A 26,213-nucleotide genomic window follows, 5' to 3' on the forward strand; every position below is an offset into this window, starting at 1 on the left:
AACATAGAGCATAGAAGTTGGGGATCGGTTGGCGGGGGTTGGGGATCAGGCTGTTGGCCATTGATCACAGGAATATAATCCTCCAAATCTGTGCCAATCTGTGGCCAAAACAACCTTCGCGTTCTTCGCGTCCTTCGTGGTTCCGTCCTTCGTGAACTTCGTGAACTTCGTGGATCAAAAAAGGATTTTGAATGCTGGCAATTCCGCTCAACCCCAACTTAACTCGCCCGTTGTATTTGCAAATTGCCGACCATATTACGGCGTTGGCGCGGGCTGGTCAGTTGCAAGCCGATCAACGCCTGCCATCATCGCGTCAATTGGCCGAGCAACTAAATCTGCATCGTTCAACAGTGGTTACTGCATTCGATGAACTCCGAGCACGCGGCATCATTCAAACGCTGCACGGCAGCGGCAGTTATATTTGCTCAGGTCTGTTTGATCAAGCACTCCAAGCACCCAAACCACAAGCATTAACCACACCTGTGCTGGCCAACGATCAGCTAATTGCTGAGTTGTGGCGTTTAAATCATGCCGAGGGGATGATTTCGCTGGCCTTGGGTGTGCCCGCTCCAGATATGTTTCCGAGCCAACGCTTCGGCCAATTGCAACAGCGGATCGCCCGCCGCAACCCGCAAACTGCTTGGAATTACACTCATCCCCAAGGCTTTTATCCATTACGTCAAGCGATTGCCAATGATCTCGCCCGCCATGGCATTCAAACTAGTGCTGAACAATTGATTATCACCAACGGCGCGAACGAAGCGATTAATTTGGTAACTCAAGCGCTGGCAGTAACAGGCGATAGCGGTTTGATCGAAGAACCCTCGTTTCATACAACGTTGCTTAATTTGCAACAAGCGGGCATTCGGCTCAATGGCTTTGCAGTTACCCATAATGGGCCAGATTGGGCAAGTTTAAATGCGGCTTTACGCACGGGCTCAAGCCATCCACGCTTTATTTTAGTTGTGCCCGATTATCATAATCCAACAGGCATGCGCTGGGCCAGCGACCAACGCTATCAATTGTTAAATTGGGCCAATCAGCAGGCCATTCCAATCATTGAAGATGCCACCTATAGCGATTTAGGTCTAACTGGCCCAAGTCAGCCAGCCCTGCGGGCCTTTGATCCGAATGTGATTTACATTGGCTCATATTCTAAATCGTTGATGCCTGGCCTACGCATTGGCTTTATTGTCGCTAATGGTCTGCTTCAGCAACAACTTGTCAGCTTGAAAACCATTACCAGCGGTAGCAACGAATCGTTTAGCCAACAAATTCTGGCCGAATATCTGCATGCTGGCGAATATCACGAACAATTGGCATGGGTTACCAGCATCTACCAACAACGCCGCGATGCCCTGCTTGAGGCAATTCAATGCTATTTACCAACCGAAGTTCATGCGACAATCGCCGATGGTGGGTTTTATAGCTGGCTGCATTTGCCAGCCGATCAGTCGATCATGCGCTTGTTTCAACGCGCCTTACAGCGTGGCATAGTGATTTTTCCGGGCCAAGCTTTTTACCTTAATCAGGCCAATCAAACGCATAATGCTATTCGACTGTGTTTTGCCCGTTACCCTGAGGACGTATTGACCCACGCCGTGCGGTTGCTCGGCAGTTGCTTTTAATAGCCCGATTCCTAATCCAATATAGGCTGATTCGAGACCCCTAGCAACTGCGCACTCATTAGTTGACAACTACCCCGCTATCATCCACAATGCAGCGACTATTGACGACAATTCAGGCATTCCAATGATAGAAAGGTTCCAAGGTTTTTATGCGCATTGCAGTTACCGGCGGGGCAGGCTTTATTGGCTCCAACTTTGTGCGATATTGGATGGATACAAATCCTGCTGATGAGGTTGTGGTGATTGATGCCTTGACCTATGCTGGCCATCTGAGTAATTTGGCAGGCTACCACGAACGCGCCAATTGCCAATTTGTGCAGGCTGATATTTGCGATTACCCAACCATGCTCAAGGTATTGGCGGGGGTCAATTTGGTAGTACACTTTGCCGCCGAAACCCACGTTGATCGCTCGTTGGGTGAGTTTGAAATGGAGCGTCAATTTTATCGCTCGAATATCGAAGGTACTGCCAGCTTACTACGAGCTTCCCGCGAGGCTGGAGTTGGGCATTTTCACCATGTTTCGACCGATGAAGTGTTTGGCGATTTAGACTTTGATGATCCGCAAAAATTCCACGAAACCTATCCCTATAATCCCAGCAGCCCTTATGCGGTCAGCAAAGCAGCCTCGGATCATGTGGTGCGAGCCTTTGCCCACACCCACAAATACCCAATCACCATCACCAACTGCACCAACAATTATGGCCCATTCCAAACTCCTGAAAAGCTGATTCCCCGTTCAATTGCCTTGTTACTGGCCGGCCAAAAAGTGAAGCTCTATACTGATGCCGAGGGCATTCCAGGCCGTAACATCCGCGATTGGTTGCATGTGCAAGATCACTGTGAAGCGATTGCTTTGGTGATTCAAAAAGGTCGGATTGGTGAAACCTATGGGATTGGCGGCGAGGCCGAGCTTTCCAACTATCACTTGGTCGAAACCATGCTCGATATTATGAGCGAATATTTAGATCGCACGTTGACAATTGAAAATAGCGTCGAATTTGTGGCTGATCGCCCAGGCCACGACCGCCGTTATGCCATGGATTTGAGCAAAATCAAGCGTGAGTTGGGCTGGCAGCCACGTTATTCGTTCCAACAAGGCTTTTTAGAAACCGTGCAATGGTACACATCGCCCGAAGGTCAAGCATGGCTGGCAAGCTTGAACGATCGTACCAGCGATGTCCGCGCCAACCAAGAGCAAGTCGTTGCTGTGCGCGAAAACTGGCAAGCTGAGCATCAATCCTAATTAGGGCATGTCCTCACCCCCAACCCCTCTCTTTGAAGGGTCGGTTATTAACAATGGCTAGATGGAATTCAACGTTGATTAGCATACCCTCACCCCTAGCCCCCTCTCCCGCCGAGCGAGCGAGGGGGAACCCACCAGTCATGACCATTAGAACTCCCCTCGCTCACCGCAGTGGGAGAGGGGTCGGGGGTGAGGGAACGCAAACTATGCAAGTGACCAAGCCATCACTCGTCATCCATTCGCCGTGGGTAAGGGCATGCAATCGATAGATCATCAACTGTTAAGAATTTAGCCTCAATCTTTAAGCTACGATAGCTTCGATCGTTACAAGGAGCTATAGGCGATGGTCGATCAGTTTTTACGCCAACCCAAAGAGCAATTATTAGCCCCAATCGCCCAACGGCTCCAGCGTGTACACCCAACTACTATCACTTTGGCAGCCTTTGGTTGCGGCTTAGCAGCAGCAATCTGCGCTTGGCAACAAGCGTATTGGGTCAGCTTTGGCTGTTGGCTACTCAATCGGCTACTCGATGGGCTTGATGGCACAGTGGCGCGGCTGAGCAACCAGCAAAGCGATTTAGGTGGCTACATCGATATTCTGCTTGATGTGATTATTTATGCGTTGCTACCAATTGGCTTGGTGGCGGGACAACCAACGCTTGGCAACGCCTTGGCCGCTGTTGGCCTGATCAGCAGCTTTTATGTCAATGCAATTTCGTGGGCCTATTTGGCAGCAATTTTAGAAAAACGCCAACAAGGCGCTAAAGCCCAAGCCGCCATGACCAGCATTGCCATGCCCAGTGGCTTGATCGAAGGCACTGAAACAGTATTGTTCTTCAGTTTGTTTATTGCGCTCCCCAACCACCTGAGCCGCTTATTTCAGCTGATGACGGCCTTAGTTGTCGTTACGATTGGCCAGCGCTTGCTTTGGGCCAAACGCTATCTTCGCGAGGAACCACGCCATGACCACTAGCACATCAACATCGACCAAATCGTTTTGGCAACGCCATTGGCAAAAATTGCTCGCTGCGGGGTTTTGGGTGTTGCTGGTGGGCGGCTATCTCTGGTATTCATGGCGCAATCAGCTTTCACCAGCGGCGGCAGTTGGTCAATTAATCGAGCTGCTCAAAAGCGATGTGGGTGTATTGATTTATATTGGCGTGTACCTATTGCGCCCGTTGATTTTCTTCCCAGCGACATTTTTGACGCTTGCTGGCGGCAGTGTCTTTGGCAGTGTTTGGGGTTTGATTTACACCGTGATTGGGGCCAATGGCTCGGCGCTGGTGGCCTATACGATTGGGCGGTTTTTCGGCCAGCCCGAACAAAACCAAAATCAAACCGGCCTCGTAAATGGCTATATCGAGCGTTTACGCCGCAACAGCTTTGAAACAATTATGTTGATGCGCTTGATCTTTTTGCCCTACGATTTAGTAAATTATCTGGCGGGTATTTTACGGATCAACTGGAAGCAATTTTTGTTGGCAACCATGCTTGGATCGTTTCCTGGCACGCTAACCTTTGTGCTGTTTGGGGCATCGTTCGAGGGCGATTTTGCCAAAGCTGAGTTTTCGTTCAATCCATGGGCCTTTGCTGGCTCGATCGTTATTTTTATCATCAGTATCGCGATTTCGCGCTGGCTTAAGCGCCGTGAAGCCGCTAAACCAGCGGCCTAGCCGAGGGTAAACACACACTTATGCAAGCAACAGCACGCAAACGGATTTGGAATTTGGGTTTGTTAATTGGCCTTCTGAGCCTGATTATCGCCAGTTGTGGTAGCAATACGGCTACGCCAACCAGTGCTCCCAGCAGCACCAGCCTTGATCTGAGCAATTGGACCAGTATTGAGCAAGCCGCCAACGGCCAAACGGTCAATTGGTATATGTGGGGTGGCTCGGATAGCATCAATCGTTTTGTTGATGAATTTTATGGCAAAGCGCTCAAAGAACGCTACAATATTACGCTCAATCGCGTGCCAGTCGCTGATACTGTCGATGTGGTCAATCAGTTGCTCAGCGAAAAAGAGGCAGGCAAAACCAGCGGTGCTGTCGATTTGATTTGGATCAATGGCGAGAATTTTGCTTCGTTGAAACAAGCCAAACTCTTACGCGGCGATTGGGGCCAAAGCCTGCCCAACAGCCAATATGTCAACTGGAACAATCCAGCGGTTAATCTTGATTTTGGCGAGCCAGTCGAAAGCCTCGAAAGCCCATGGTCATCGGCCCAATTTCAGTTGATTTACGATTCGGCTAAACTTCAAGCCAGCGATTTGCCCCGTTCGTATGCTGCGCTCAAGGAGTATGCCTGCGCCAATCCGGGCAAAGTCAGCTATATCGCACCTGGGCCAGGCGCATTTCAAGGCACCCGCTTTGTTAAACAAGCCTTATTTGAGATCAGCGGCGGCGCTGAACAATGGCTCGGAGCCTTCAATCAGCAATTATGGGATCAATGGTCGCCCAAGTTGTGGGAATATTTCAATGATTTAGAAGGCTGTTTGTGGCGCGAAGGCAGCACCTACCCCAAAACCGAGAACGAATTACATAGCTTGTTTGCCAATGGCGAAGTTGATTTTTCAATCACCCAAGCGATCGCCGGAGCTGGCTCGTTGATCAAGGAAAATTTAGTGCCAGCGAGTGCGCGAGCATTTGTATTCGATGATAATATGATCGGCGATTTCAACTATGTCGCCATCCCCAGCACCGCACCAAATCCAGCGGCAGCTTTGGTATTAGCCAATTTGATTCTCGACCCTCAACTACAAGCAGCCCAAATTTTGCCAGAAAATGGCTTTGGCTTGGGCTATGGCATCGACCCAACCAAGGTCAGTGATCCAGCTTTGGCAGCTAAATTGGCGAGTGCCGCCCAACAACTGGGCGACCCAGCAACGCCTGCCAGCGATTTGGCAAAATCGTTGCGCAGCGATATTGCCGCTGAATATCAAAGCTTGATCGAACAGGGCTGGGATGCCAATGTGTTGCGTAAGTAGTTGCAATGGCTAAATGGCGCAGCTGGCTTGGATTAGCGCCAGCAAGCATCATTATGCTTGGTTTATTTGGTAGTAGCCTTGGCTATGGCATCGCCCAGAGCCTTGGTTGGCTACCATTTTTAGATCAACGCGAGCTAAGTTTGGCGGCCTATCGCAATGTTTTGGTCGGCCAACAGCTTGGCGGCCAATGGTGGTCAGCCCTGCTTTTTTCGTTGTGGGTCAGTTGTGCCGCCACGTTTGGCTCGGCATGCATTTGCTTGGGACTGCTCAGCAGTATCGCCGAGCGCCAACAGCACTATCGCGGGCTAAGCATTGTTAGCAATTTGCACTTGGCGATTCCGCATAGCGTTTGGGCTATGGCCTTGTTGTTAATGCTGAGCCAAAGTGGCATCTTGGCTCGCATCGGCTTTGCCGTTGGTTGGCTCGACCAGCCCAAGGATTTTCCGGTGCTGGTGCGCGATCGCTGGGGCATCGGGATTATTCTGGCATATATCACCAAGGAAGTGCCATTTTTGCTGCTGATCGGTTTGGCAACCTTACGTCAACAAGGGCGAGCTTATCTGTTGGTGGCTCAAAGTTTGGGGGCCAATCGTTGGCAGCGTTTGCGCTTAGTGCTTTGGCCACTCTTGGCTCCGAGCCTGATCAGCGGGAGCTTCTTGGTGTTTAGTTTTATTTTTGGAGCTTACGAAGTGCCAGCCTTGGTTGGGGTGCGCTACCCTGAAATGCTGGCAACAATGGCTTTGGAGCTATTTCTCAATCCCGATTTGCAAGCGCGAGCTGAGGGTATGGCCGTAAGCATGCTGATGAGTTTAATTATTCTGGCAGTGGTGGGCTTGGCTTGGCGTTGGCGGGAGCAGCGCTGATGAGTTATCGCAAACTGGTGTTGCTTTTAGCGTTCCTATTAATTGTGCCAATCGCAATTTTTTTGGTGTATGCCTTTGCCCAAGGCTGGTTTTTTCCGGCGCTATGGCCCGAACGCTGGGATAGCGAGCTATTTCTGCGGCAATTGCGCGATCCACAGGTACGGCGTGGGTTTGAACAAAGCTTGGTCGTCGCGACAGGCGTGAGTGGTTTAGCGCTACTGCTAGGCTATCCAGCGGCACGCGTGTTGGAATTGCAGCAATTTCGCGGGCGTGGCCTGATCTATGGCTTGTTTTTTCTGCCGACGGTCGTGCCCAGCGTTGCTACAGGCATCGGCTTGAACATTGTATTTTTGCGGCTGGACTTGGCTGGCACGCTATTTGGGGTGATGTTGGTGCATTTGATCCCAGTTTTGCCGTATGTGGTGCTGACCTTGGGCAGTAGTTTGGCCCATTATGATCGCAATTATGAACATCAAGCAGCGGTTTTGGGCGCTAGCCCCTGGCTGGTATTTTGGCGAGTCAGCCTGCCTTTGCTCTTGCCAAGTTTGGTGGTGGCTGGTGTATTGGCATTTTTGATTTCGTGGAGCCAATATGTGCTGAGTTTGCTAATCGGCGGCGGCAAGATTATCACCCTGCCAATGCTGTTATTTTCGGCAGCCAGCGGCGGCAACTATAGCCTGATCGCCAGTTTAAGCCTGATTTTTATTGCGCCGCTCTTGCTGTTGCTCGGCTTGGTGGCTCGCTACTTGGGTTCGCCAGCAACAGGAGCAACGCCACGGCCATGAGTTATTTGCAACTTGATCAATTAACTAAATCGTATGCTCAGCAGACCATTCTCCAAAATATCAATTTAAATTTAAACCAAGGTGAATTTTTGGCCTTGCTTGGGCCTTCTGGCTCAGGCAAATCGACGATTCTAAAACTATTGGCAGGCATTGAAGCAGCCGATGCTGGCGAGATGCGGCTGGCGGAGCGTTTGCTTAATCCTGTGCCGGCCCATCAACGTGAGATTGTTTTACTGTTTCAACAGCCCTATTTATTTCCGTTTCTCTCGGTAGCCGAAAACATTGGCTTTGGCTTGAAGGCCCGCAAAGAACCCAAAAAGTTAATTCAACAAAAAGTGGCTGAACTTTTAGAATTAGTTGAGTTGGGCGGCATGCAGCAACGTAAGCCGCAGCAACTTTCAGGCGGGCAGCAACAGCGCGTGGCACTTGCGCGAGCTTTGGCAGTTCAGCCCAAAGTATTGTTGCTCGACGAACCATTGAGCAGCCTTGATCCTGAAATTCGAGTTAATTTGCAAGGCGTGATTGCGCGGCTGCATCGCGAATTACATATGACCACCATCATCGTGACTCACGATTTGAGCGAGGCCTTGGCGTTGGCGCAACGCACAGCCTTATTGATCAATGGTGAAATTATTGCCGATTTGAACTCGATCGAACTATTCGAGCGACCACCCAACCGCGCCGCCGCCCAATTCGTGGGGGTTGGGGCAATTATTGTGGGGCACATGCAAGGCCCAACGTTTTGCAGCAGCCTTGGTCAATTTAACGGTAACTTCGCCCCAAATACTCGGCATGTCGCGATTCGGCCTGAACATATTCAGATTAACGATCAGCCGCAACCTCAAACCATTGCAGCCCAGATTATCGAGCGGCGCTACCTTGGCGAACGCTGGGAATATCGCTTGCAAACCAACGAGCAAATCGTTGTGGCACGAGAAACAGTCCAAGCAATCCGCGAAATTGGCCAAACGGTGTATCTCCATTTCCCTCAGCAATCGATATTTGCGCTCAACGATTAAACAAAAACATCCGGCGGAGCATAACACGCCACCGGATGCAGAACCTCAGTGATTAGTTGCCTTTCGCTGTGTAGGGCAAGAAGACCACATAGGTTGCTGTGCCAGTCGTTGCGGTTGGCGTAACCGAAGCAGTCGCGGTTGGTGTAGCTGTTTCAGTTGGCGTTGGCGTAATCGTTGGCGTATTGGTAATCGTTGGCGTAATACCTGGCTCCAAGGTCGCCGTATTGGTTGGCGTGTTGCTTGGCGTTGGCGTATTGGTGTTGGTTGGTGTATTAGTTGGCGTTTCGGTTGCTGTCGCCGTAGCCGTATTGGTTGGCGTATCAGTTGCCGTCGCCGTAGCCGTATTGGTTGGTGTATTGGTAGCCGTGGCCGTGGCCGTATTGGTTGGCGTAGCGGTTGCCAATGAACCAAACCAATTAATATCTAAGTAGTTAATCTTAGTATTAGTGCCGCCAACCGGATCAACCGTCAATTTGCCGTCGCTAACCGTGACCCGCACGGTGTTGGTTTGATGCAAGCTGGCCGCGCCATTCGAGGCATTGGCTGGCGGCACGAATTGGTTGATCGCCACAACACCTTCAATTGTAACGTTGTGCGACATTGCCGAACCACCAGCTTGAGCATCGCCGACCGCCACGGTTACATCGTAGACCCCGTTTGGAATCGAGGCTTCCCACTTACCGCCACCAGTCGTCAATTGCATGTGCATCAAGGTATCCAAGCGGATATCGCTATTGAAATTGCGGCGACGTGGATCAGCGATCAAGCTCTTGGGCTGGCCAGCACTATCAACCCAGCCATAGGTTAAACCAGAGCCTTGGCCTGGATCGACGCGCAAGCCATAGCCTTGGCCATAATCCTTGACATAGCCATTGGGCACAGCACCAGCATCGTTGGGCTGGAAGTTGACCTTCAAGAAGAAGGTACCTTCAGGCGTTGGCGTGAAGGTGCCAATTGGGGTATTGGTTGGCGATGGCAAGGCGGTTGGAGTAGCAAAGGTCATGTTTTGCGCCCCAAAGACCTCGATTGCGCTCACGGTTGGGCGGCTGGCTTCAGGTGCAAACTTGATATTCAACACCCCATCGGTCACGTTGACCGTGAACAAGCGCGTATCAGCAGCTTTAGCGCCAACTGCAAGAGTTGGGTCGTAGTCGTTGAGTACGCGAGTTCCTTCGAGATTAACATCGAAGACCCGTTTGCCAGTGCCGCCAGCCACGCCGCTCGTCACGCCAAAGAAAATTTCGGCAAAGTGCAAGCGCACGGTGTATTGGCCACTGGTTGGCACGGGAATCGCATAATCCAAGGTTGCAGTAGTTGCGCCCGTGGCAAAGCGATCATCGTAATACAACACGTCATTATCAGTATTGGCGACATCGCCCAAACTACCTGGGTTCGAGGTGCTACCGTTTTGCGAGTAGCTATCGGCAGCCCAGCGCACAGCATCAGGCGTGGTTACACTGCTAAACCCACCAGCATTGAAGCGGGTCAACAATGGCAAGACTTGCACTTGCAACGAGGTTGCAACGCTGCTTGAGCCATTGCTAGCAGTAACAGTTACGTTGTAGGTTCCTTTGGTTGCAAAAGCGTGGCGCACCTTGCCAGTGCTTTCGTTGACCACTGGAGTGCCATCGCCAAAGTTCCAAGCAAAGTTGACGTTGCTACCACAAGCCACCACCGCTTGGAAGGTAATTGCATCGTTGGGTGATGATGGACCGTTCGAGACCGCCACGACTTGTTCGATTGGCTTATCGCCAACTAAAATCGTCACGGTGTCACTGGTGCTTGCGCCGCCAGCATCGGTTGCAGTAAAACGGAAAACCAAGGTACTAGCGCTAGCCGGAGCAGTAAAACTACGGTTGTTGCCGCTACCCGACAGGCTTACGGCTGTGCCTTCAAGCTGAGTCCAAGCCCCAGTCAGCGTAGTGTTCTCATAATCGCTGCTTATGCCAGCCAAATTCACGCTAGCATTCACAGCGACTTGCTGATCAGCTCCAGCATTGGCGGTTGGTGGTACATTGCCATTAACCGTGCTGGCAAAGACCTCAATTGCTGAGATTGAAGCAAAATCCATTTCAGCATCAAAAGCCAGTTGCAATTGACCATCGACGACTGTAATCCCATCGATTGGCACAATCACGGCAGCGCGAGCAGCCCCAACCGAGCCAGTGATATCGAAGTTATCGAGGATAGTTTCGCCTTCAGCGCGAACATCAAACACCCGTTTGCCTGGGCCAGCAGCCCCACCACCAGGCGCACCCCAGAAGAGTTCGGCAAAGTGCAAGCGCACATCAACTTTTTGCACCGTGGCAGGCACGCTCAAGTTGTAGGTAATCGTGCGAGTGGCATTACCAACATTGCCACGATAGGTTTGATAGAGCGTGTCATCGAGGGTATTGTCGATTGCTGGCGTGCCCGTGCCTTCAGCAGCTGCGTTGCTAGGCTCAAATAAACCAGTATCGCCCTGCCAAACGTTGCTGGCACTATCAGTGAAGCTATTGGCGCTACCAACATCAACCCGCGCCAAGACTGGCCGCGCGGCGGTGGTTTCGTCAAGGCCAATCACAAATTTATCGAAAACCGTGTTGAAGGTTGTATCGGTTTTGTGAGTGGTTACAATCCCCGCATTAACCTTGCGATCAAAGAAACGTTGATAGCGGCCACCGGCCAGCGTCACTTGGCCCAGCGTCGTAAAGCTTGGGTTTGGATTAGCTGCCGTGATAATCCGATAGGCAGCGGTCGCAATCCCAGTTTTGGGATCGCCACTCAAGCGCAATTCGGTTGCCACAACATTGGCGGGGCTAGCAATCGCTGGGCTGGTTGCCACGGTTGCGCTCGTGCCATTCGTTTCGTTGGTAAAGACAATCACTGGTTGGGTGCTGGCCGAGCTAATCATCAATTTCAGATAATTATCTTGTTCCATGCCCCAGAAGATGCCTGATTGACGATTGGCACTGGTAAAGCCCACCACACTGCCATTGATCCGCGTGGTAATTGCAAAGCGCGAGGCTTGCGCGTTGAATGGCAGTTGCAAGGCATTAACTTGGGTATTGGTTGTGCCATCCTGCGTGCCCGCAGGCGAAACCAAGGTCAGCGTGCCGGCTCCTGTCGTGTTCATCGTCAAGAGGGTTGGGTCATATGACGATCCAACGCTGATCTGCTTGTTATCGTTTTTATTGCGTTGGTTGATTGGGAAGCCCGTGCCAACGCTGGTGTTATCAATCAAGGTATTGGGATAATTTTGATTGAACTCCAAGTTCAGGCTTGGTGTACCTGGCATTGCCGCCACAGTTGAATCATCAACTTCGACAAACTCAGGTCGAATGTTATTCACAATATAAACATTATCGTTGTAGTCGTAGTTGATCCCGTTGAAGTCCATCGAGAGCACATAACTATTGGGAACCAAAGCCCCGTTGCGATCGCGCAATGGCCAAGCTCGCAAATAGTGCTTGCCAACTGGATTGTTGTATTGAGGATCACCCCAAGCGGTTTGCGAGATAATAAATTGGAACGTCCCAGTTGGGTTAAAATTAATATCAAACAAATCACTGCCATCATACAAGCGTGGCAAATAGGTTTGGCCATCGGATGGATGGTGGGTGCTGGATTCTTGCAGGGTCGTGCTGCCTTTGGCCGCCCAAGCAATATCGCTGGCGGTGCTGGTGGTACAGCACTGGTGTAAGCCAGCCAATTGCACCACCCGCACTGGTTTGCTCGAATCGAAGCGCGTCCAGTAAGGTGAAATCACTTCTTCGCCAATTTGGGTCAATGCCCCTGAATCAGCATTCCACGATTGACCTGGATAGACGATTCGCATGTCGTAACCAAAGAAATCCATAATTTGCTGGATGTTTGGTTCGTCGTCGCCCTCGTTTTGGGCTTGCCACCAGCCACGAAGCTCAATAATTTTATTCGGCTCAGCCGCATCATTGGTTTTCAGCAACATTTGACCCGAATAGGCAATCCCTGGTGGGTTGCTACGTGGGTCATTTGGTGGCGTGAAATCCAAGCGAATATCGCGGAAAGTATTTGGCTGCAAAATCGTTGGCAAGCTCAACGTGCCGCTCAACGTCCATGAGCCAGTAATGGTCATGCTGCTCAGAATCAACGGGCCAGTGCCAGTATTACGCACCCGCACCACTCCTGTATTGCGGAAGTAGTTGCGTGTGCCACTGCGAGCAGCTGGATTTTGAATCTTGCTAAACATCAACCAATCGTTGTACGGCACGTTATGCGATTCAACATTTTCGATTTCCAGCTGACCAGCGCCAAAACATGCTCCAGCTAGCACTTGCAGCGTCATCATCGTTTGGAGCTGACGCACGGCGCTTTCGATAGCTGAGCTAAAGTTTTGGTCATTATACTGACGGGTACTGACAGCACCGTCACTTGCTGGCCGATACATACCTTTGAAACCAAAGGTTACACCACCAGAGCCACCCTGTGGCCCACCCAAAATCACCATTGGGATATAGAAACGATTGGTTGCTGGCGGCACAGTCACCGTTGGAGTCACCGTCACGGTTGGAGTACCAGGCGTGACCGTAATCGTTGGGGTAACCGTGGCCGTTGGCGTACCTGGTGTTACGCTTGGGCCAACAGTTGGGCTTGGCGTAAAGGTATTGGTTGGTTGGGTAGTACCAGGCGTGGTTGGCACTGGCGTGGTTGGCACTGGCGTGGTCGATGGCGTGGCGGTGTTGGTTGCCGTCGCCGTGCTGGTTGATGTTGGTGTATTCGTCACCGTCGGCGTGTTAGTTGCCGTTGGTGTGTTGGTTGGCGTATGAGTTGGAGTTGGGGTTGGTGGCTCCACATAAGGAGTGATCGTCACAAAGTTGATCTTGGTGTTGATCCCACCGTTAGCGTCGATGGTCAAACGATTATCAGTAACCGTAGCCACTACCGTTTGAGTTGAGTGGCGGGTTGGTGCACCAGTCGCCCCTGATGAGGCAAAGTTATTAATCGCATTTACGCCTTCGACGTTGATCGTATGCCGATCAAACTCTGGCACTTGCTGGGTTTGGGGATCACCAACTGCAACCGTGACCGAGTAAATCCCGTTTGGCACGGCAATTTCCCATGAGCCAGGTTCTTTGACCCCACCAAAGCCACCAGAAAGATCGTTGGCTCGCATATGCATCAACGAATCATAACGTTTGTCGATGTTGGCAACAAAGCGATAGCGGCCATTGGTATCAAGCAGAATCGGGGTGATCGTGTTGGGATTGACCCAACCGTAATACAACGAGCCATCGCCTTGATCTTTTTCGTTCCGATTGCCAAAGGCTTGACCCCAATCGCGCATGTAGCCAACTGGCACAGCGGTCGAGGCACTTTGAAAATTAACTTGAATTGGCGTGCTCATGCTTGGCAAGCGGACTGGCCTCACATTACGCACAATAAAGACCAAATCTTGATATTCTAAGCCAGCGGTTGCCTCCTCAAAGACCACCACATAGGCATTCGTAACCGTTGAATCATTAGTAGTTTTGAGTGGATAAACCCGCATATGGTGAGGGTTAGCCACATCAAAGGTATTTAGGCTATCTTGACCATAGACCAAACGATTAGCATGGGCTGGCCATTGAGTATAGAAATCGAAGAATTCATAGCCCGGATCGAGGGTCAAGCTGCCATTGATGCTTGGATTCAAGCGCTGAGCACTAGTATTTAGCACCGAGAAGATACTTGTACGATTGGCTCCAGCACTCTTGACTGGATACCAACCCAAGGTCAAGGCGGTGCTAGCCGGGCCACTTGGCGCAAAGACTGCCAATGGTTCCAAGGTAATTGGCGAGGTTGTAGCGCGGGTGAAGAAATCGGCCACAATTTCTTGGCCAAGCACCAACGATGTCCCATTAGCGCTGTGGATGGGAGTTGTGGATGGATCATCATCGCCAACATTCATTGGAAACTCATAGGTATCGAGAATCCATTGCAATGATGGCTCTGTGCCATTGGCATAGACCAAACCACGCAGCGCTCCGTCAATCTTGGGATTAATCGGGTCGTTGCTTTGAATTTGGATAATTGCGCCTTTGGTGCCCAAACTTGTGGCTGCATTAGCTCGCATCACCACATTCAAGCTCAAGGTTGCACTTGGGATTAACGTTTGGGGGAAGCTTGGCAAGTTGGTAATCACAAACGAACCAGCTTCAGGCCCAATTAATTGCACCCCAGTCACGCTCAAATTGGCTTGACCAGTATTGCTAATCACAAAGGTTTGCGTGGTTGAATCGAGTGAGCCACTGGTTGGCCGTGCCAAATTGAACACGCGGCGAGCTGGCTTGATATCAATCCGTGGTTCGGGCTGAATATCAGGTGTGAGCAAATAAATTTTTTCGGCCAAATAGTCGGAAACATATAAGTTGCCGTTGGCAGTATTTTCAATCACATCAAGCGGCCCTGAGAAATCTTTCATCCCAGGTAGGCCACCTTGTTCGCTGATAATTTCTTTGTTAGCACCGATCGTCAGCACAACCAAGTCTTTGCTACCGCTGTAGCGCGTAACAATCAACTTGCCTTTGAGTGCGCCGTTGAAGGTATTTGATTTATATTCAATCGTGCCGTTAGGCGATTTGTGTAAGCCGAAGTCCCATGAGAAGCCGCGATAGTTGCGGTCGGATTGAGTGCCAACTGGATAGCCAACATTGCTACCACCTGGCGCAACTTCAGCAGGATCGACGGCTGAGCTTGGGTTACCGCCATTCAACACCCACTCACAACGTTGCGGGTTAGGATGTCCATAATAGCCGCCTTGAGCAACCCGATAGAGAAAATCGGATTGATCAGGAATGCGGGTATTCGAGCTTGAGGCTAACTTTGGCACATCAGGGCCAACATAGGCTCCATTGGTCGCTACGTCAATCCGGTTTTGACATGGAGCATAGTTTGACAAATTGCTGGGGGTTGGTGGGGTATTGCCACCAGCAGCCGAGCCATTGGTTGCCGTATACAATTCGCCATTCGTGTGCCAAATCAAGTCGTAAGCATTACGTACACCCGAGGCATAGATCGTCACAGGCACATTTGCGGCAAATGGGTCATACGTGCCACCATCTTCAGTTTGTACATTCAATGGTAACGAGCCGCTGGCCAAGGCCGTTTGATTGATCCGCAGAACCGCAGCGCCTAGTTTATGCTCTGGCCGCAAGTTCCAGCCATTATCAATATGCCCCATGGCGCTATTGCTACCCACGGTCATATACAATGCACCATCAGGCCCAAACACCAAACTATTTGAAAGGTGATCGCGTGATGAACGTGGCATGCCAATCAAATAATCTTGGGCAGTGGTTAGATTTGCGCCACTCAAGCGCGTGAGCTTGCCGCTCCAATCAGGGCCACCACTCAACGCATAGGGGCTGTGGGTAATCCACAAAATTGGGTTAGATGGGGTTGAGGCTGGATCAAAGACCAAACCAATGATCATGCGATCTTGGGTTGTGCCAGTATAGGTACGCACCGTTTGGATGGTTAAGCTACCAACGCTATCCAGCGTGCCATCGCCATTAATCGTATAGCGCACAATTTGGCCTTTGACCGTGGCAGCGTAGAGCTTGCCATCAGGGCCAATTGCCAACGAAGTATAGCCAGAATCATTGGGCATGGTAATGCCCGTGGCAACCTTGTTAAAACGAATGTTGCCAGTTGCCGCAGGGCCACCAGCACTCCCAGTCGTAAAGGTCGATTCATAGGCTTCAAACGGCTCACCTGCAATATCAAGTAGCAAATCGTTTGAAGCTACCCCAACATTCACCCGAAAACGATATTGGGTAAATGGGTCGAGATAATCATTGGGATTGAGAATAATTACATCGCCCGCTGCCGAGGTGGTTAGACGGGCAGCGATTTCATAACTATCAATCACCCGAATCAATTTGACAGAAGCTGCTGTCAAGGTCTGGGGGTCAAGCCCGCCATTAGGAATATACACGTTTGCTGCAATGAAAATATCACGGTTGACCGAGGTCGAGCCGTTGAGCGGCAAGGTATCGGTTACCCGTGGTGCCTCTAGTAGGGCTTTAGCTTGAGTTGGCGTGAGTGGCTGGCGAGTTACCGCCGGAACCGCCGCCGCCACCGTGGTTGGTGGTGCGCCCACAAGCCAAAGGTTGCTAAACAAGAATGCTGCGAGCACCCCATGCAACCAACGAACAATAGACCGCTTCATGGTCATGACCCCTCCTGGAACAGCTTGTGACCCGTAGCGAGTGGTGGTCTTTCAACGCTTAACGCGCAAAAAACCGCATCAATCGCGATCGATCAAAAAAAGAGCATTTGCTACGGGACATCGTTATCGATCAGTATATCAGTTGAGATTGACTAAAAGTACGGTACTGTTATATACAATGGTACTAATTTTGTCAATCCTTGCATCGCAAATTTTGGTTTTCTTGGCCAGCATTTGCATGAATTTTAATACTTTTTGGTTATATTTTAATGTTTTAAAAAACATTTTTAAGGAATTCACGTCATGACTAAGCGCTGAGTTTTGAGCAAATACGGAGCCATCCGCTCGTGATGGCTCCGTTGAAATCGAGCTTAGTTTTTGACAGTGTACGGCAGCCAAATTCGATAGGTCGCCGTGCCTTGGGTTGCCGTAGCGCTCGGCGTTACGGTTTCGGTTGGCGTGTTGGTCGGCGTATTACTTGGCGTGGCCGTGTTGGTCGGTGTAAAGGTCGCCGTCACCGTGCCAGTCGATGTTGGCGATGGCGTATTGGTATTGGTCGGTGTATTCGTGATTGTTGGCGTATTGGTATTAGTTGGCGTGTTGGTTGCCGTCGGCGATGGCGTATTGGTTGCCGTTGGCGATGGCGTGACCGTTGGCGTAACATTGGCAATATTGAGAATTGGCCCCCAAACCTCAATCGCCGAAATCTTGCCTTGATCAACATTGCCAGGCTGGCCCGTGGGCAAACTAATATTGACCGCACCATCAGTAATATTGGTGGTAAAGGTCTTGGTAATTGGCCGGAAGGTTGCGCCAGTTTCGCTGAAAATATCGAAATTGGTCAACACAGTCGTGCCTTCAAGCTGAACATTGAATTTACGCTGGTTCGGCCCAGGCCGACCATTCGTGCCCCAATACAGTTCGGCAAAGTGCAAGCGCACCGCATACGTTCCTGTGCTGCTGACCGGAATTGTGTATTGCACCGCCGAGCCGCTGGTGTTGCGTTCAGAGCAGTACAACCGATCAAAGTCACGAGTCACGTTGTAGATTTGGGGACACGAAACGCCTGGAATCAAGACATAGGTGCCGCCGCCAGTTGAATATGGACGGTTGGCACTTGTATCAGGACTCCAAGCAGCTCCGTCGTTGGTCGTCCAATCGCGATCACCGCCGTTGATCCGCGCCACAATATCGCGATAACTCAAACGGAAGAAATCGAAAATAAATGAGATGGTATTTGGTGTTCCATGATTAGTTGCCAAAATTCCTGCTGGTGTTCCGGTATTAAAGAACCACAAAGGCACATTGATCGTGCCAATTGCTGTCCAGTTGCCACCATCAGTTTTATAATAGGCGGTCATGGTCTGCGCAGCAGGATTGCCGTCTAAGCGCAGGTCGATATTGCTCACTCCTGGCAATACCATGCTTGGATTATTATTGGTTGGATTGATTTGCAAGTTTCCGGCCACTTCCATGGCAAATTGCAGCCCGGTGTCGCCACTTGTGCCATCGCCATTCAAATTGGCCGTCGCCACCAATTTCACATAGTTATCTTGGTTGGGGCCGAAGAACAAGCCCGCCGCTTGATCGCCCTCAGGCGTGCGCCCAAGGAACATTTCAGTGATCCGCGTTTCAACTCGGAAGTTGCGATGGGGATCAAAGCCAATTTGCAAAGCGTTGGCCTGGGTATTAATCGCACCAGCATTTGTGCCTTCGGTGGTGATGATGTTGGTAAAGCCACCAGCAGCGCCAACTGCAATCTTAACCTCATCAGTTCGCGTAACTCCATTGGTAATTTGCACCCCAGTAAAGCCCGTATTAGCAACTTTGCCCAACGGTGCATCACCAGGATTCCAATTGAATTCAACGGGCAATTTGGTGTTATTGCCATTCGCTGGATCAAAATACAACTGATCATTGACATCAAGGATGCCATCGTTATCGTCGTCGGGATCGGTCAAATCGGAAATCATATCGCCATCGAAATCGTTGGGTACGCTGGCTCGGCTACACAAATTGGTTGCATTTTGATCTTCATCAAAATCCGAGTAGCCATCATTATCGCTATCGACCATGCTCGAATAGGGCGGCGGCGGCGGACAATTGGGCAAATCTTCTGGCTCAAGGATGGTAATCGCATCGCTGCCAAATTCGGCCACATAAATCACACCCTTGGCATCGGTCACCACATCAAGCGGTTGGTTGAACTTTGCCAAGGTTTGGATGCCAGTCGGGTTGCCATTGGCATCAAGCTGAACGCGGCTGACATCTTGATTTTGGCCATAGGTTGCGACAATCAAATTGCCTTGCAACGCACCGCCAAAGGCATTACTGATATACGCCGTAATCCCATTCGTGGATGGGCGGAAATCATAGGTCAAGGCTGGTGGATTGTAGTTTGGTGGCGTTGGCAAGCCTTGGGCATTCCCATTGTTCAAAACACATTCGCCACGCGCTGGGTTGGGATGGCCACCATACGAACCTTGGGTCACAATTTTCAGGGTATCGGGCAAATAGCGTGGGTTAATTTCCACCCCACCAGGGCATTGAGCGGCGCTCGGCGTATCGCCATAGCCATCATTGCCACCATTGACATTGGCATAAAACTTATTATTCAGCCAAATAAAATCATAAACATTGCGATAGCCAGTCGCATACATCTCAAATTGGCCAGCAAATGGTGCTAACGCCGCCGCATTATTGACATTTTTGACATCAATGCCTGCTGAAGGAAAGCCAGCATCGCGCACATTGGCTCGCAAAATTGCCGCCGAGAGATAATATTCGGCCAAATTGCTAAAGTGAGCGCTTGGCGCACCATTGTTGGTATTGCTCGACGACGAAATATACATCCAGCCATCTGGCCCCCAAACAATGCTGTTGGTGCTGTGGTTTTCACGTGAGCGCGGCAAACCCTTAATAATATCGGTTGAGGTGGCAAAATTATTGGTGCTGACCAATTTGCTAATTGTGCCTGAGCGGGTGTTGATTTTTTGCGAGGTTGTGTCGCTGTTGTAGCCATAGCGCGGGTCGCTATGCGAAACATACAAAATCATATTCGATGGCGTTGAAGCCGGATCAAACAAAATCCCAATCAACTGACGACCATTTACGCCCGTGGCGGGCGAACCATCATCGTTAGTATTAGGATAATTGTAGATTGTTTCGATCACCTGAACGGCGGTAGCTTGATGGTTGGTTGGGTTGAGCGTAATTGCAAAAATTCGCCCATTAAATTGGCTAACATACAAACGCCCATCAGGGCCGAAGATCATCCCGGTTGGGCTATCGAACAACGAAGCGCCAGTTAATGCCGAACTTGAATTAAAAATCGTTTGGCGAAAAAAACTAATGCTCCCAGAATGCACATGTTGCCGCTCAGGATTATAACTATATTGAACTGTTGAGCGCGTTTGGGCGGCTGCATCATGGATCGTTGGTTGCAACAGCAATCCACCAGCCAACAGACTGAAGATTACTATCATCACAACCACCCGCGCATGAAACTGTCGTTTGATCATCACAAATCCTTTCGAGAACATGAGCTAAGCGCAGATCAACCTGCTATTACCAAATTCTTGCTGGTGCTACGCCTATGATCGTGCCTATATCAGCGCGGCATGTCAAGCGACAGGTTCCGTAGAACAGGAATGTGGTGACATCTTAACAATTGGTGCCATGCCGCAAATGGCATAATGCTCATAACTCATCCTCTAACTAAGAACTATAGCGCATAGCAGCATGCTTGTCGTGGGAATTATGGCCTAAACTCAGGCGCTATTTCGGTGATGATTGCTCCTACACCATATGGGTGACCCATGGGTGATAAAAGTTAAATAGCTTTAACCTTTAACTTAACCTAGCGCACATATCAGCAGAACTACACACACCAATGGCTGCTCAAGCCTATCGTGATAAAAATAGCGAACATCAAATGAGTCTATTACAGCATATGGTTGGTTTTTTGTGCGCACGGTTTTTTAAGAATTACGTCTGTGCTAGAGCCACATGCTCAGCAATTGCCCTCAAGCTGCCAGCTATCGGTTAAAATACGCCTAGGCTTTCATTCAATGGTGCATGAAAGCGACATTCACTAGGAGGTTCTTGTGCTAATCGATCTTATCGGTGTCCCGCTCGATTTGGGTGCAGGGCGGCGTGGCGTGGACATGGGGCCAAGTGCAATTCGTTATGCAGGCTTACGTTCACAATTAGAAGAGCTTGGTCATACCGTGATTGATCGCGGCAATCTCACGGCGAGCATCGCTGAAACTCTGCCCGTCGGCGACTTAACGTTGCGCTATTTCGAGCCAATTCGCGATACCTTGATTCAATTAGCTAGCGAGGTTGATCAGTCGTGTAGCCAAGGCCATGTGCCAGTGGTGCTCGGTGGCGATCATAGCCTTGGTTTGGGTTCGGTTAGCGGAGCCGCCCACAATCGCGATATTGGGGTGCTCTGGATCGATGCCCATGGCGATTTTAATATTCCCAGCACCTCGCCTTCGGGCAATATTCATGGCATGCCCTTGGCAGCACTGTGTGGCTACGGCGACGAACGCTTGATCCATTTGAGTGGTCAGCGCTTAGCAAACTCTATGATTAACCCGCATCGCGTGGCATTGGTTGCGGTGCGCGACCTTGACCCCGAGGAGCGTCAACTGCTCACCGAAGCTGGCGTGCAAGTCTTTGCCACTGAATATATCGATCGTTATGGCATGTATGAAACCATGGTACGGGCGATCAGCGTTGCCAACCAAGCTCGCGATGGTTTTTATGTTAGCTTCGATCTGGATGTGCTTGATCCTGCGGTTGCGCCTGGGGTTGGCACACCCGTGCCTGGCGGCTTAACCTATCGCGAAGCCCACTTGGCCGCCGAATTGATCGCCGAATCAGGGCGCATGATTGGCTTAGATATTGTCGAAGTCAACCCAATTCTTGATGATCGCAATTGCACAGCGACGGTTGCGGTGGAAATAGCGCTCTCCGCGCTTGGTAAACGGGTTTGGCACAAACAGCATCCACGCACTGCCCTCTAAAATTAACGCAACAGGCGGGGCAAATGCCCCGCCTGCTGATCTCCAAAGGATTTAAGCGTTATTCCGCCCGAATCGCAAAGGGCAGCCAAATTTTCCATTCGGTTTGTGGTGGCGCTTGCACCACCACGGTTGTTGTAGCTGTTTGCGAATTAGTACCATTGCTGGCAGTTAACTCAACCGTATAATTACCAACGTTTGGATAGGTATGACTCATCGTGGTGTTGGTTGAAGTTACCACAGCTGTACCATCACCAAAATCCCACGCATAGGTCACGTTTGTACCAGCCCGAATTGCTGCATCAAAATTGGTCGCCTCGCCAGCAACGGTTGGGCCATCGTTGGTTGCTTCCAAGCCAGCAATCGCTTGATCAGGGGTACTAGTTGGTTCGCGCACCAAAATCAAGCCGCGTGAAATATCGCTGATCATCAAGGTGCCGCTTGGCAAGTAGGGATAAACCCCCCAAGCTCCATCAAAACTGGCCGAATTGCTACCAGGATAGGTATCAAAGAAAGCGGCTTCTTGGATGTTATTTGGATTGGTTATGTCAAGAATCGTCAAACCACGCAAATAGTTCGACATATAATATTTGTTGCCAATCGTGTAGCCGTTATGGTCAATTGCCCGAGTTGGGCCATCCCACGTCGCGCTGATGGTTGGATTATCCAGATCATGAATATCCATCGTGCGCACACGAGTGTTGTGGCCAAAATTTTGTTCATCCAATTCATCTTGGATAAAGACGTACATTTTATCGTCGCTATACCAGCCTGAGTGGGTGTAGCCACTGCCCGAATAAGGCCGTGAACTAATATGGAATGGGGCAGCCGAATCGGTAATATCCCAAATTTCGACCGACGATTCGCTGAAATCAAACATTATTTCGCACGAGGCTTGGTGACCAGGCGCACATGCCGAAGTCCGCGAATCGGTAATGATCATGCTGGTATCGTCGTGGGTGTAGCTAATATTGGTATCCGGCACGCCACTATCAATAATCTGCGGAGTCAACGGATTGCTGATATCAAAGGCGCGGAACACACCTGAACTCAAGCGACTGCCGTTTTTGCCGACCCCGTTCATATACAACGCCGCAGTTTTACCAGGCAACGCTACGTTGGTGCTGAAATCAACATTCTTAATATAGACAGTGTGCGATGAGCCAAAATCGGCGGTATAGGTTGCCGCCAAACTAACCGAAGGCGTTGGATCACTCAAGTGATTGAGATCAACGATCTGCAACCCTTGGGTACGATTTTCGGTTGAAAGATAGGCATAGGCGTTCCAGCGATTTTGGGCTTGGTTGAAATATTGATAGACCTTAACTTCGCGCCATTGCGAATTATTACCTGGCACCGTGCCAATCACCACCGGATTGGTGGGATCAGTCACATCAACTACGCCAGTGCCATTGTTAACCCCAATAATCGCATATTCGCGATCGGTATTGAGATCGACGTGGCCCCACAAGTTGCTGCCATCGGTGGCTCCACTACCATTTACCCGAAAACTTGAGAGCGGCACGCTGCCCAAGAAGTCGATGCCGTTGCACTCAAAGATGCCAGCCATACCATTGGTACAAGGCTGAGCAGCACTTGGCGTTTCCAATTCAGTTGGAATTTGCATCCGCTCAAGTTCTGGGGTATTGCGACCATCGCGATCTTCGACCCGCGCAAAGCCAATTGCCGCCAAGCGTTCGCGGTAGCGGCTAGGAATCCCAGCGATATAGGTTGGATTGGCCTTGGTATCCTGCTGCATGAAATTATCACGAGCGCTAAAACCACCGTGCACCGGAATCTGGCGGCTCAGCAATAAGCCAACCGCCTGAGCATCGTAGCTATAATCGCCAGCAGCAACCCGAATTTCATCACCCTTGCCAGTCCCGCGGCTAATCGCATAATCGATCGTCGCACAGGGCTGCCAAATCTTCGAACAATCACCCTCATCTTTGCCAAATGGTGCAACATAAATCTTATGATCATGATTGCTATGGGCCGAAATCGAAGCAATTGGCGCTAACACAAACGCCGCCAACACCGCAAAACCGACCGCTAACGAACGCGACCAACGTCCATTGTGTGTGTGCATGCCAGAACCTCACTGTAGGACCATCGGAAAAAACAGGGGCCGCCTTTGGAGATGCCCTATTATACGCGATTCTTAATATGTGTATAATGTTAAACAGCTGATATTGCTAAAATTCTTTAATTTCTATGTGATTTAGTGAGCAGACTCATGGCTGATCGTGAACAAATTCGCCTGACTGAGCTAGCTTCTTGTGCTGGCTGAGCCGCTAAAATGGGGGCAGGTGCTCTCAGCAATTTAATTAGTAGCTTGCGTTTACCCAGCAGCCCGCAGCTTTTAGTTGGCCTTGATGTCAGCGATGATGCGGCGGTCTATCAACTCAACCAACAGCAAGCGCTCGTCCAAACGGTGGATTTCTTTCCGCCGATTGTTGATGATCCCTATAGTTTTGGGGCGATTGCTGCCGCCAACGCGCTAAGCGATGTTTATGCCATGGGCGGCAAGCCAATTTTAGCCTTGGCAATTGCTGGATTCCCACGCGATTTAGACCCAGCGATCATTCAGGCTATTATGCAGGGCGGCGCAGATAAAGTGGCCGAAGCCGGAGCTGTGCTAGCTGGCGGCCATACGATCATCGATAATGAGCCAAAATATGGTTTATGCGTGACTGGTTTAATCGATCCAGCCCTAATCACCCGTAAAGCTCAAGCTCAACCAGGCGATCAACTCTACCTTACCAAAGCGCTGGGCACAGGCGTAATTAGCACTGCCAGCAAGCGCCAAATTGCTGATCCAGCCGATTTAGCAGCAGCAATTGAGAGCATGCTCAAACTCAATCGCCATGCAGCTGAGCATATCGCAATGCTGGGCACAATTCGTAGTGCCACCGATATCACTGGGTTTGGTTTGTTGGGCCATGGCTTGGAGCTAGCTCGCAATAGTGGGGTTGGGCTACAGATTAATAGTCGAGCCTTGCCATTGTTGTCAGGAGCTTATCGGTATGCCAAAGCCGGAATTATGCCTGGTGGCTTGCATACCAATCGTGCTTATGTTGAGCAACAAATGCAAGTTAATTATGCCAAAACAGTTGATCCAGTCCATCAAGCTTTGTTGTACGATCCTCAAACTTCAGGCGGCTTGTTAATTGCGGTAGCGGCGGAGCATGCCAAAGCACTTGAACAACAATTTGCTCAAGCTGGCGACCCACTTTGGTCAATTGGTACAGTCATTGAACTGCAAGCGCTTGAAATTGTTTAAAACTAAGGATCAGCTGTCGGGAACTAAATCAGCATACATTTGGGTTGGGGTTTAACGCAAAGGCGCAGCGAAACAATGGCTATCGACTATCGGCTATCAGAACAGTCATGGGTATTCCAAATACTGCTTAAATCCAATAGCCAATAGCCATAAACCCTAATCCCTAGCCCCTGCTCCCCGACCTCGAATTACTACTGCAACTTCAAATTCATCTGTTCTTGCGACTCAGTTGCCCGCCAGCAAGCCACAAAATGGCCGCCACCATAATCTTGGAAGGGTGGATCTTCGGCTTTGCATTTGTCAATCACAATCGGGCAGCGCGTATGGAAGTGACAGCCAGTCGGCGGATTAAGCGGGCTGGGCACATCGCCTTGCAAAATAATTCGCTGGCGTTGCTTTTCGACCTCAGGATCAGGAATCGGCACAGCTGAGAGCAAAGCTTGGGTATAGGGGTGCATCGGGTTGGCATACAACTCTTTTGAGGGAGCCAACTCAACCATTTTGCCCAAATACATCACCGCCACCCGATCGCTGATATGCTTGACCACGCTCAGATTATGGGCGATAAACAGATAGGTCAAGCCAAATTGGCCTTGCAAATCTTGCAGCAAATTAATAATTTGGGCTTGAATCGACACGTCGAGCGCTGAAACTGGCTCATCGCAGACGATAAAATCCGGCTCGACCGCCAAAGCACGGGCAATCCCAATCCGTTGGCGTTGACCGCCCGAAAATTCATGCGGGTAGCGGTTGATAAAATAAGGATTGAGACCCACGACGCGCAACAATTCCTCAACCCGCGTGCGCACCTCTTTACCAGTGCGCAGGCCATGCACCCGAATCGGCTCACCCACAATATCGCCAACGGTCATGCGCGGGTTGAGCGAAGCATAGGGGTCTTGGAAAATAATCTGGACTTTACGGCGCATTTGGCGCATGGCCTCGCCTTTGAGTTTGGTCAAGTCCGTGCCATCAAAGCTTACCGTGCCAGCGGTTGGGCGATGCAACTGCAAAATTGCCCGCCCAGTTGTCGATTTGCCACAGCCTGATTCACCGACCAAGCCCAGCGTCTCGCCGCGTTTGACTGAAAAGCTCAAGCCATCAACTGCCTTAACTGCCCCGATCGTGCGGCGTAATAAACCGTTGGATTTGACCGGGAAGTGCATTTTTAAGCCGTTGATATCGAGCAGAGTATCATTTTGTACTGCCAT

Annotated in this window: 14 protein-coding genes; 10 read left to right on the forward strand and 4 right to left on the reverse strand. The window is 50.4% G+C overall.

The genetic code is table 11. The features are described 5' to 3' along the window. Nucleotides 1-191 precede the first annotated feature (191 nt). From pdxR to DEF47_RS10445, 8 genes are all read left to right on the forward strand, one after another. Complete coding sequence (gene pdxR, locus DEF47_RS10410; protein ID WP_012188794.1) at nucleotides 192-1,628, forward strand: MocR-like pyridoxine biosynthesis transcription factor PdxR; 1,437 nt, start codon at nucleotides 192-194, stop codon at nucleotides 1,626-1,628. A gap of 149 nt (nucleotides 1,629-1,777) precedes the next feature. Then, a complete protein-coding gene (gene rfbB, locus DEF47_RS10415) occupies nucleotides 1,778-2,872 on the forward strand; it encodes a dTDP-glucose 4,6-dehydratase (protein WP_012188793.1) in 1,095 nt (364 codons plus the stop codon). 343 nt (nucleotides 2,873-3,215) lie between these two features. Next, nucleotides 3,216-3,845, forward strand: coding sequence for a CDP-alcohol phosphatidyltransferase family protein (locus DEF47_RS10420; RefSeq protein WP_012188792.1), 630 nt, complete (start codon nucleotides 3,216-3,218; stop codon nucleotides 3,843-3,845). Next, nucleotides 3,835-4,545, forward strand: a complete 711-nt coding sequence (locus DEF47_RS10425; RefSeq protein WP_012188791.1) for a TVP38/TMEM64 family protein — start codon at nucleotides 3,835-3,837, stop codon at nucleotides 4,543-4,545. Before DEF47_RS10420 ends, DEF47_RS10425 begins: the two co-directional genes overlap by 11 nt. 20 nt (nucleotides 4,546-4,565) lie before the next feature. Then, nucleotides 4,566-5,855: an ABC transporter substrate-binding protein gene (locus DEF47_RS10430; protein ID WP_012188790.1), complete on the forward strand. Its 1,290-nt coding sequence runs from the start codon at nucleotides 4,566-4,568 to the stop codon at nucleotides 5,853-5,855. Between the two features lie 5 nt (nucleotides 5,856-5,860). Continuing rightward, nucleotides 5,861-6,718: an ABC transporter permease gene (locus DEF47_RS10435; protein ID WP_012188789.1), complete on the forward strand. Its 858-nt coding sequence runs from the start codon at nucleotides 5,861-5,863 to the stop codon at nucleotides 6,716-6,718. Further along, nucleotides 6,718-7,503 carry an ABC transporter permease gene (locus tag DEF47_RS10440; RefSeq protein ID WP_012188788.1) on the forward strand — a complete coding sequence of 262 codons (786 nt, stop codon included), beginning with the start codon at nucleotides 6,718-6,720 and terminating at the stop codon, nucleotides 7,501-7,503. Before DEF47_RS10435 ends, DEF47_RS10440 begins: the two co-directional genes overlap by 1 nt. Further along, nucleotides 7,500-8,522 (forward strand): ABC transporter ATP-binding protein, encoded by a 1,023-nt coding sequence (locus tag DEF47_RS10445; RefSeq protein ID WP_012188787.1) that lies wholly within the window; start codon nucleotides 7,500-7,502, stop codon nucleotides 8,520-8,522. Before DEF47_RS10440 ends, DEF47_RS10445 begins: the two co-directional genes overlap by 4 nt. 52 nt (nucleotides 8,523-8,574) lie before the next feature. Here DEF47_RS10445 and DEF47_RS10450 read toward each other — a convergent pair whose 3' ends face one another. Together DEF47_RS10450 and DEF47_RS10455 are read right to left on the reverse strand one after the other, a co-directional pair. Beyond that, on the reverse strand, nucleotides 8,575-16,689 hold the full coding sequence (locus tag DEF47_RS10450; protein ID WP_287045121.1) for a malectin domain-containing carbohydrate-binding protein: 8,115 nt from the start codon (nucleotides 16,687-16,689) through the stop codon (nucleotides 8,575-8,577). Between the two features lie 371 nt (nucleotides 16,690-17,060). Beyond that, on the reverse strand, nucleotides 17,061-20,210 hold the full coding sequence (locus DEF47_RS10455; protein WP_012188785.1) for a malectin domain-containing carbohydrate-binding protein: 3,150 nt from the start codon (nucleotides 20,208-20,210) through the stop codon (nucleotides 17,061-17,063). 585 nt (nucleotides 20,211-20,795) lie between these two features. Between DEF47_RS10455 and rocF the strand changes: the two genes are divergently transcribed. Further along, nucleotides 20,796-21,722 carry an arginase gene (gene rocF / locus DEF47_RS10460; RefSeq protein WP_012188784.1) on the forward strand — a complete coding sequence of 309 codons (927 nt, stop codon included), beginning with the start codon at nucleotides 20,796-20,798 and terminating at the stop codon, nucleotides 21,720-21,722. Nucleotides 21,723-21,780: 58 nt separating this feature from the next. Here rocF and DEF47_RS10465 read toward each other — a convergent pair whose 3' ends face one another. Beyond that, nucleotides 21,781-23,808 carry a choice-of-anchor B family protein gene (locus tag DEF47_RS10465; protein ID WP_012188783.1) on the reverse strand — a complete coding sequence of 676 codons (2,028 nt, stop codon included), beginning with the start codon at nucleotides 23,806-23,808 and terminating at the stop codon, nucleotides 21,781-21,783. A 147-nt stretch (nucleotides 23,809-23,955) separates the two neighbouring features. On the opposite strand from DEF47_RS10465, the gene selD reads away from it, so the two are divergent. Continuing rightward, entirely contained in the window at nucleotides 23,956-25,002 is a 1,047-nt protein-coding gene (gene selD, locus DEF47_RS10470; protein ID WP_287045122.1) for a selenide, water dikinase SelD, read from the forward strand. A 191-nt stretch (nucleotides 25,003-25,193) separates the two neighbouring features. Here selD and DEF47_RS10475 read toward each other — a convergent pair whose 3' ends face one another. Beyond that, entirely contained in the window at nucleotides 25,194-26,213 is a 1,020-nt protein-coding gene (locus tag DEF47_RS10475) for an ABC transporter ATP-binding protein (protein WP_012188781.1), read from the reverse strand.

The sequence above is a fragment of the Herpetosiphon sp. genome, from assembly GCF_003512625.1.
Taxonomy (GTDB): domain Bacteria; phylum Chloroflexota; class Chloroflexia; order Chloroflexales; family Herpetosiphonaceae; genus Herpetosiphon; species Herpetosiphon aurantiacus.

Coding starts and splice junctions, on each gene's coding strand:
- DEF47_RS10440 (WP_012188788.1), top strand. CDS start 6,718: ATGAGTTATCGCAAACTGGTGTTGCTTTTAGCGTTCCTATTAATTGTG.
- DEF47_RS10465 (WP_012188783.1), bottom strand. CDS start 23,808: ATGCACACACACAATGGACGTTGGTCGCGTTCGTTAGCGGTCGGTTTT.
- DEF47_RS10475 (WP_012188781.1), bottom strand. CDS start 26,213: ATGGCAGTACAAAATGATACTCTGCTCGATATCAACGGCTTAAAAATG.
- DEF47_RS10425 (WP_012188791.1), top strand. CDS start 3,835: ATGACCACTAGCACATCAACATCGACCAAATCGTTTTGGCAACGCCAT.
- DEF47_RS10435 (WP_012188789.1), top strand. CDS start 5,861: ATGGCTAAATGGCGCAGCTGGCTTGGATTAGCGCCAGCAAGCATCATT.
- rfbB (WP_012188793.1), top strand. CDS start 1,778: ATGCGCATTGCAGTTACCGGCGGGGCAGGCTTTATTGGCTCCAACTTT.
- DEF47_RS10445 (WP_012188787.1), top strand. CDS start 7,500: ATGAGTTATTTGCAACTTGATCAATTAACTAAATCGTATGCTCAGCAG.
- DEF47_RS10420 (WP_012188792.1), top strand. CDS start 3,216: ATGGTCGATCAGTTTTTACGCCAACCCAAAGAGCAATTATTAGCCCCA.
- DEF47_RS10430 (WP_012188790.1), top strand. CDS start 4,566: ATGCAAGCAACAGCACGCAAACGGATTTGGAATTTGGGTTTGTTAATT.
- DEF47_RS10455 (WP_012188785.1), bottom strand. CDS start 20,210: ATGATCAAACGACAGTTTCATGCGCGGGTGGTTGTGATGATAGTAATC.
- DEF47_RS10450 (WP_287045121.1), bottom strand. CDS start 16,689: ATGAAGCGGTCTATTGTTCGTTGGTTGCATGGGGTGCTCGCAGCATTC.
- pdxR (WP_012188794.1), top strand. CDS start 192: ATGCTGGCAATTCCGCTCAACCCCAACTTAACTCGCCCGTTGTATTTG.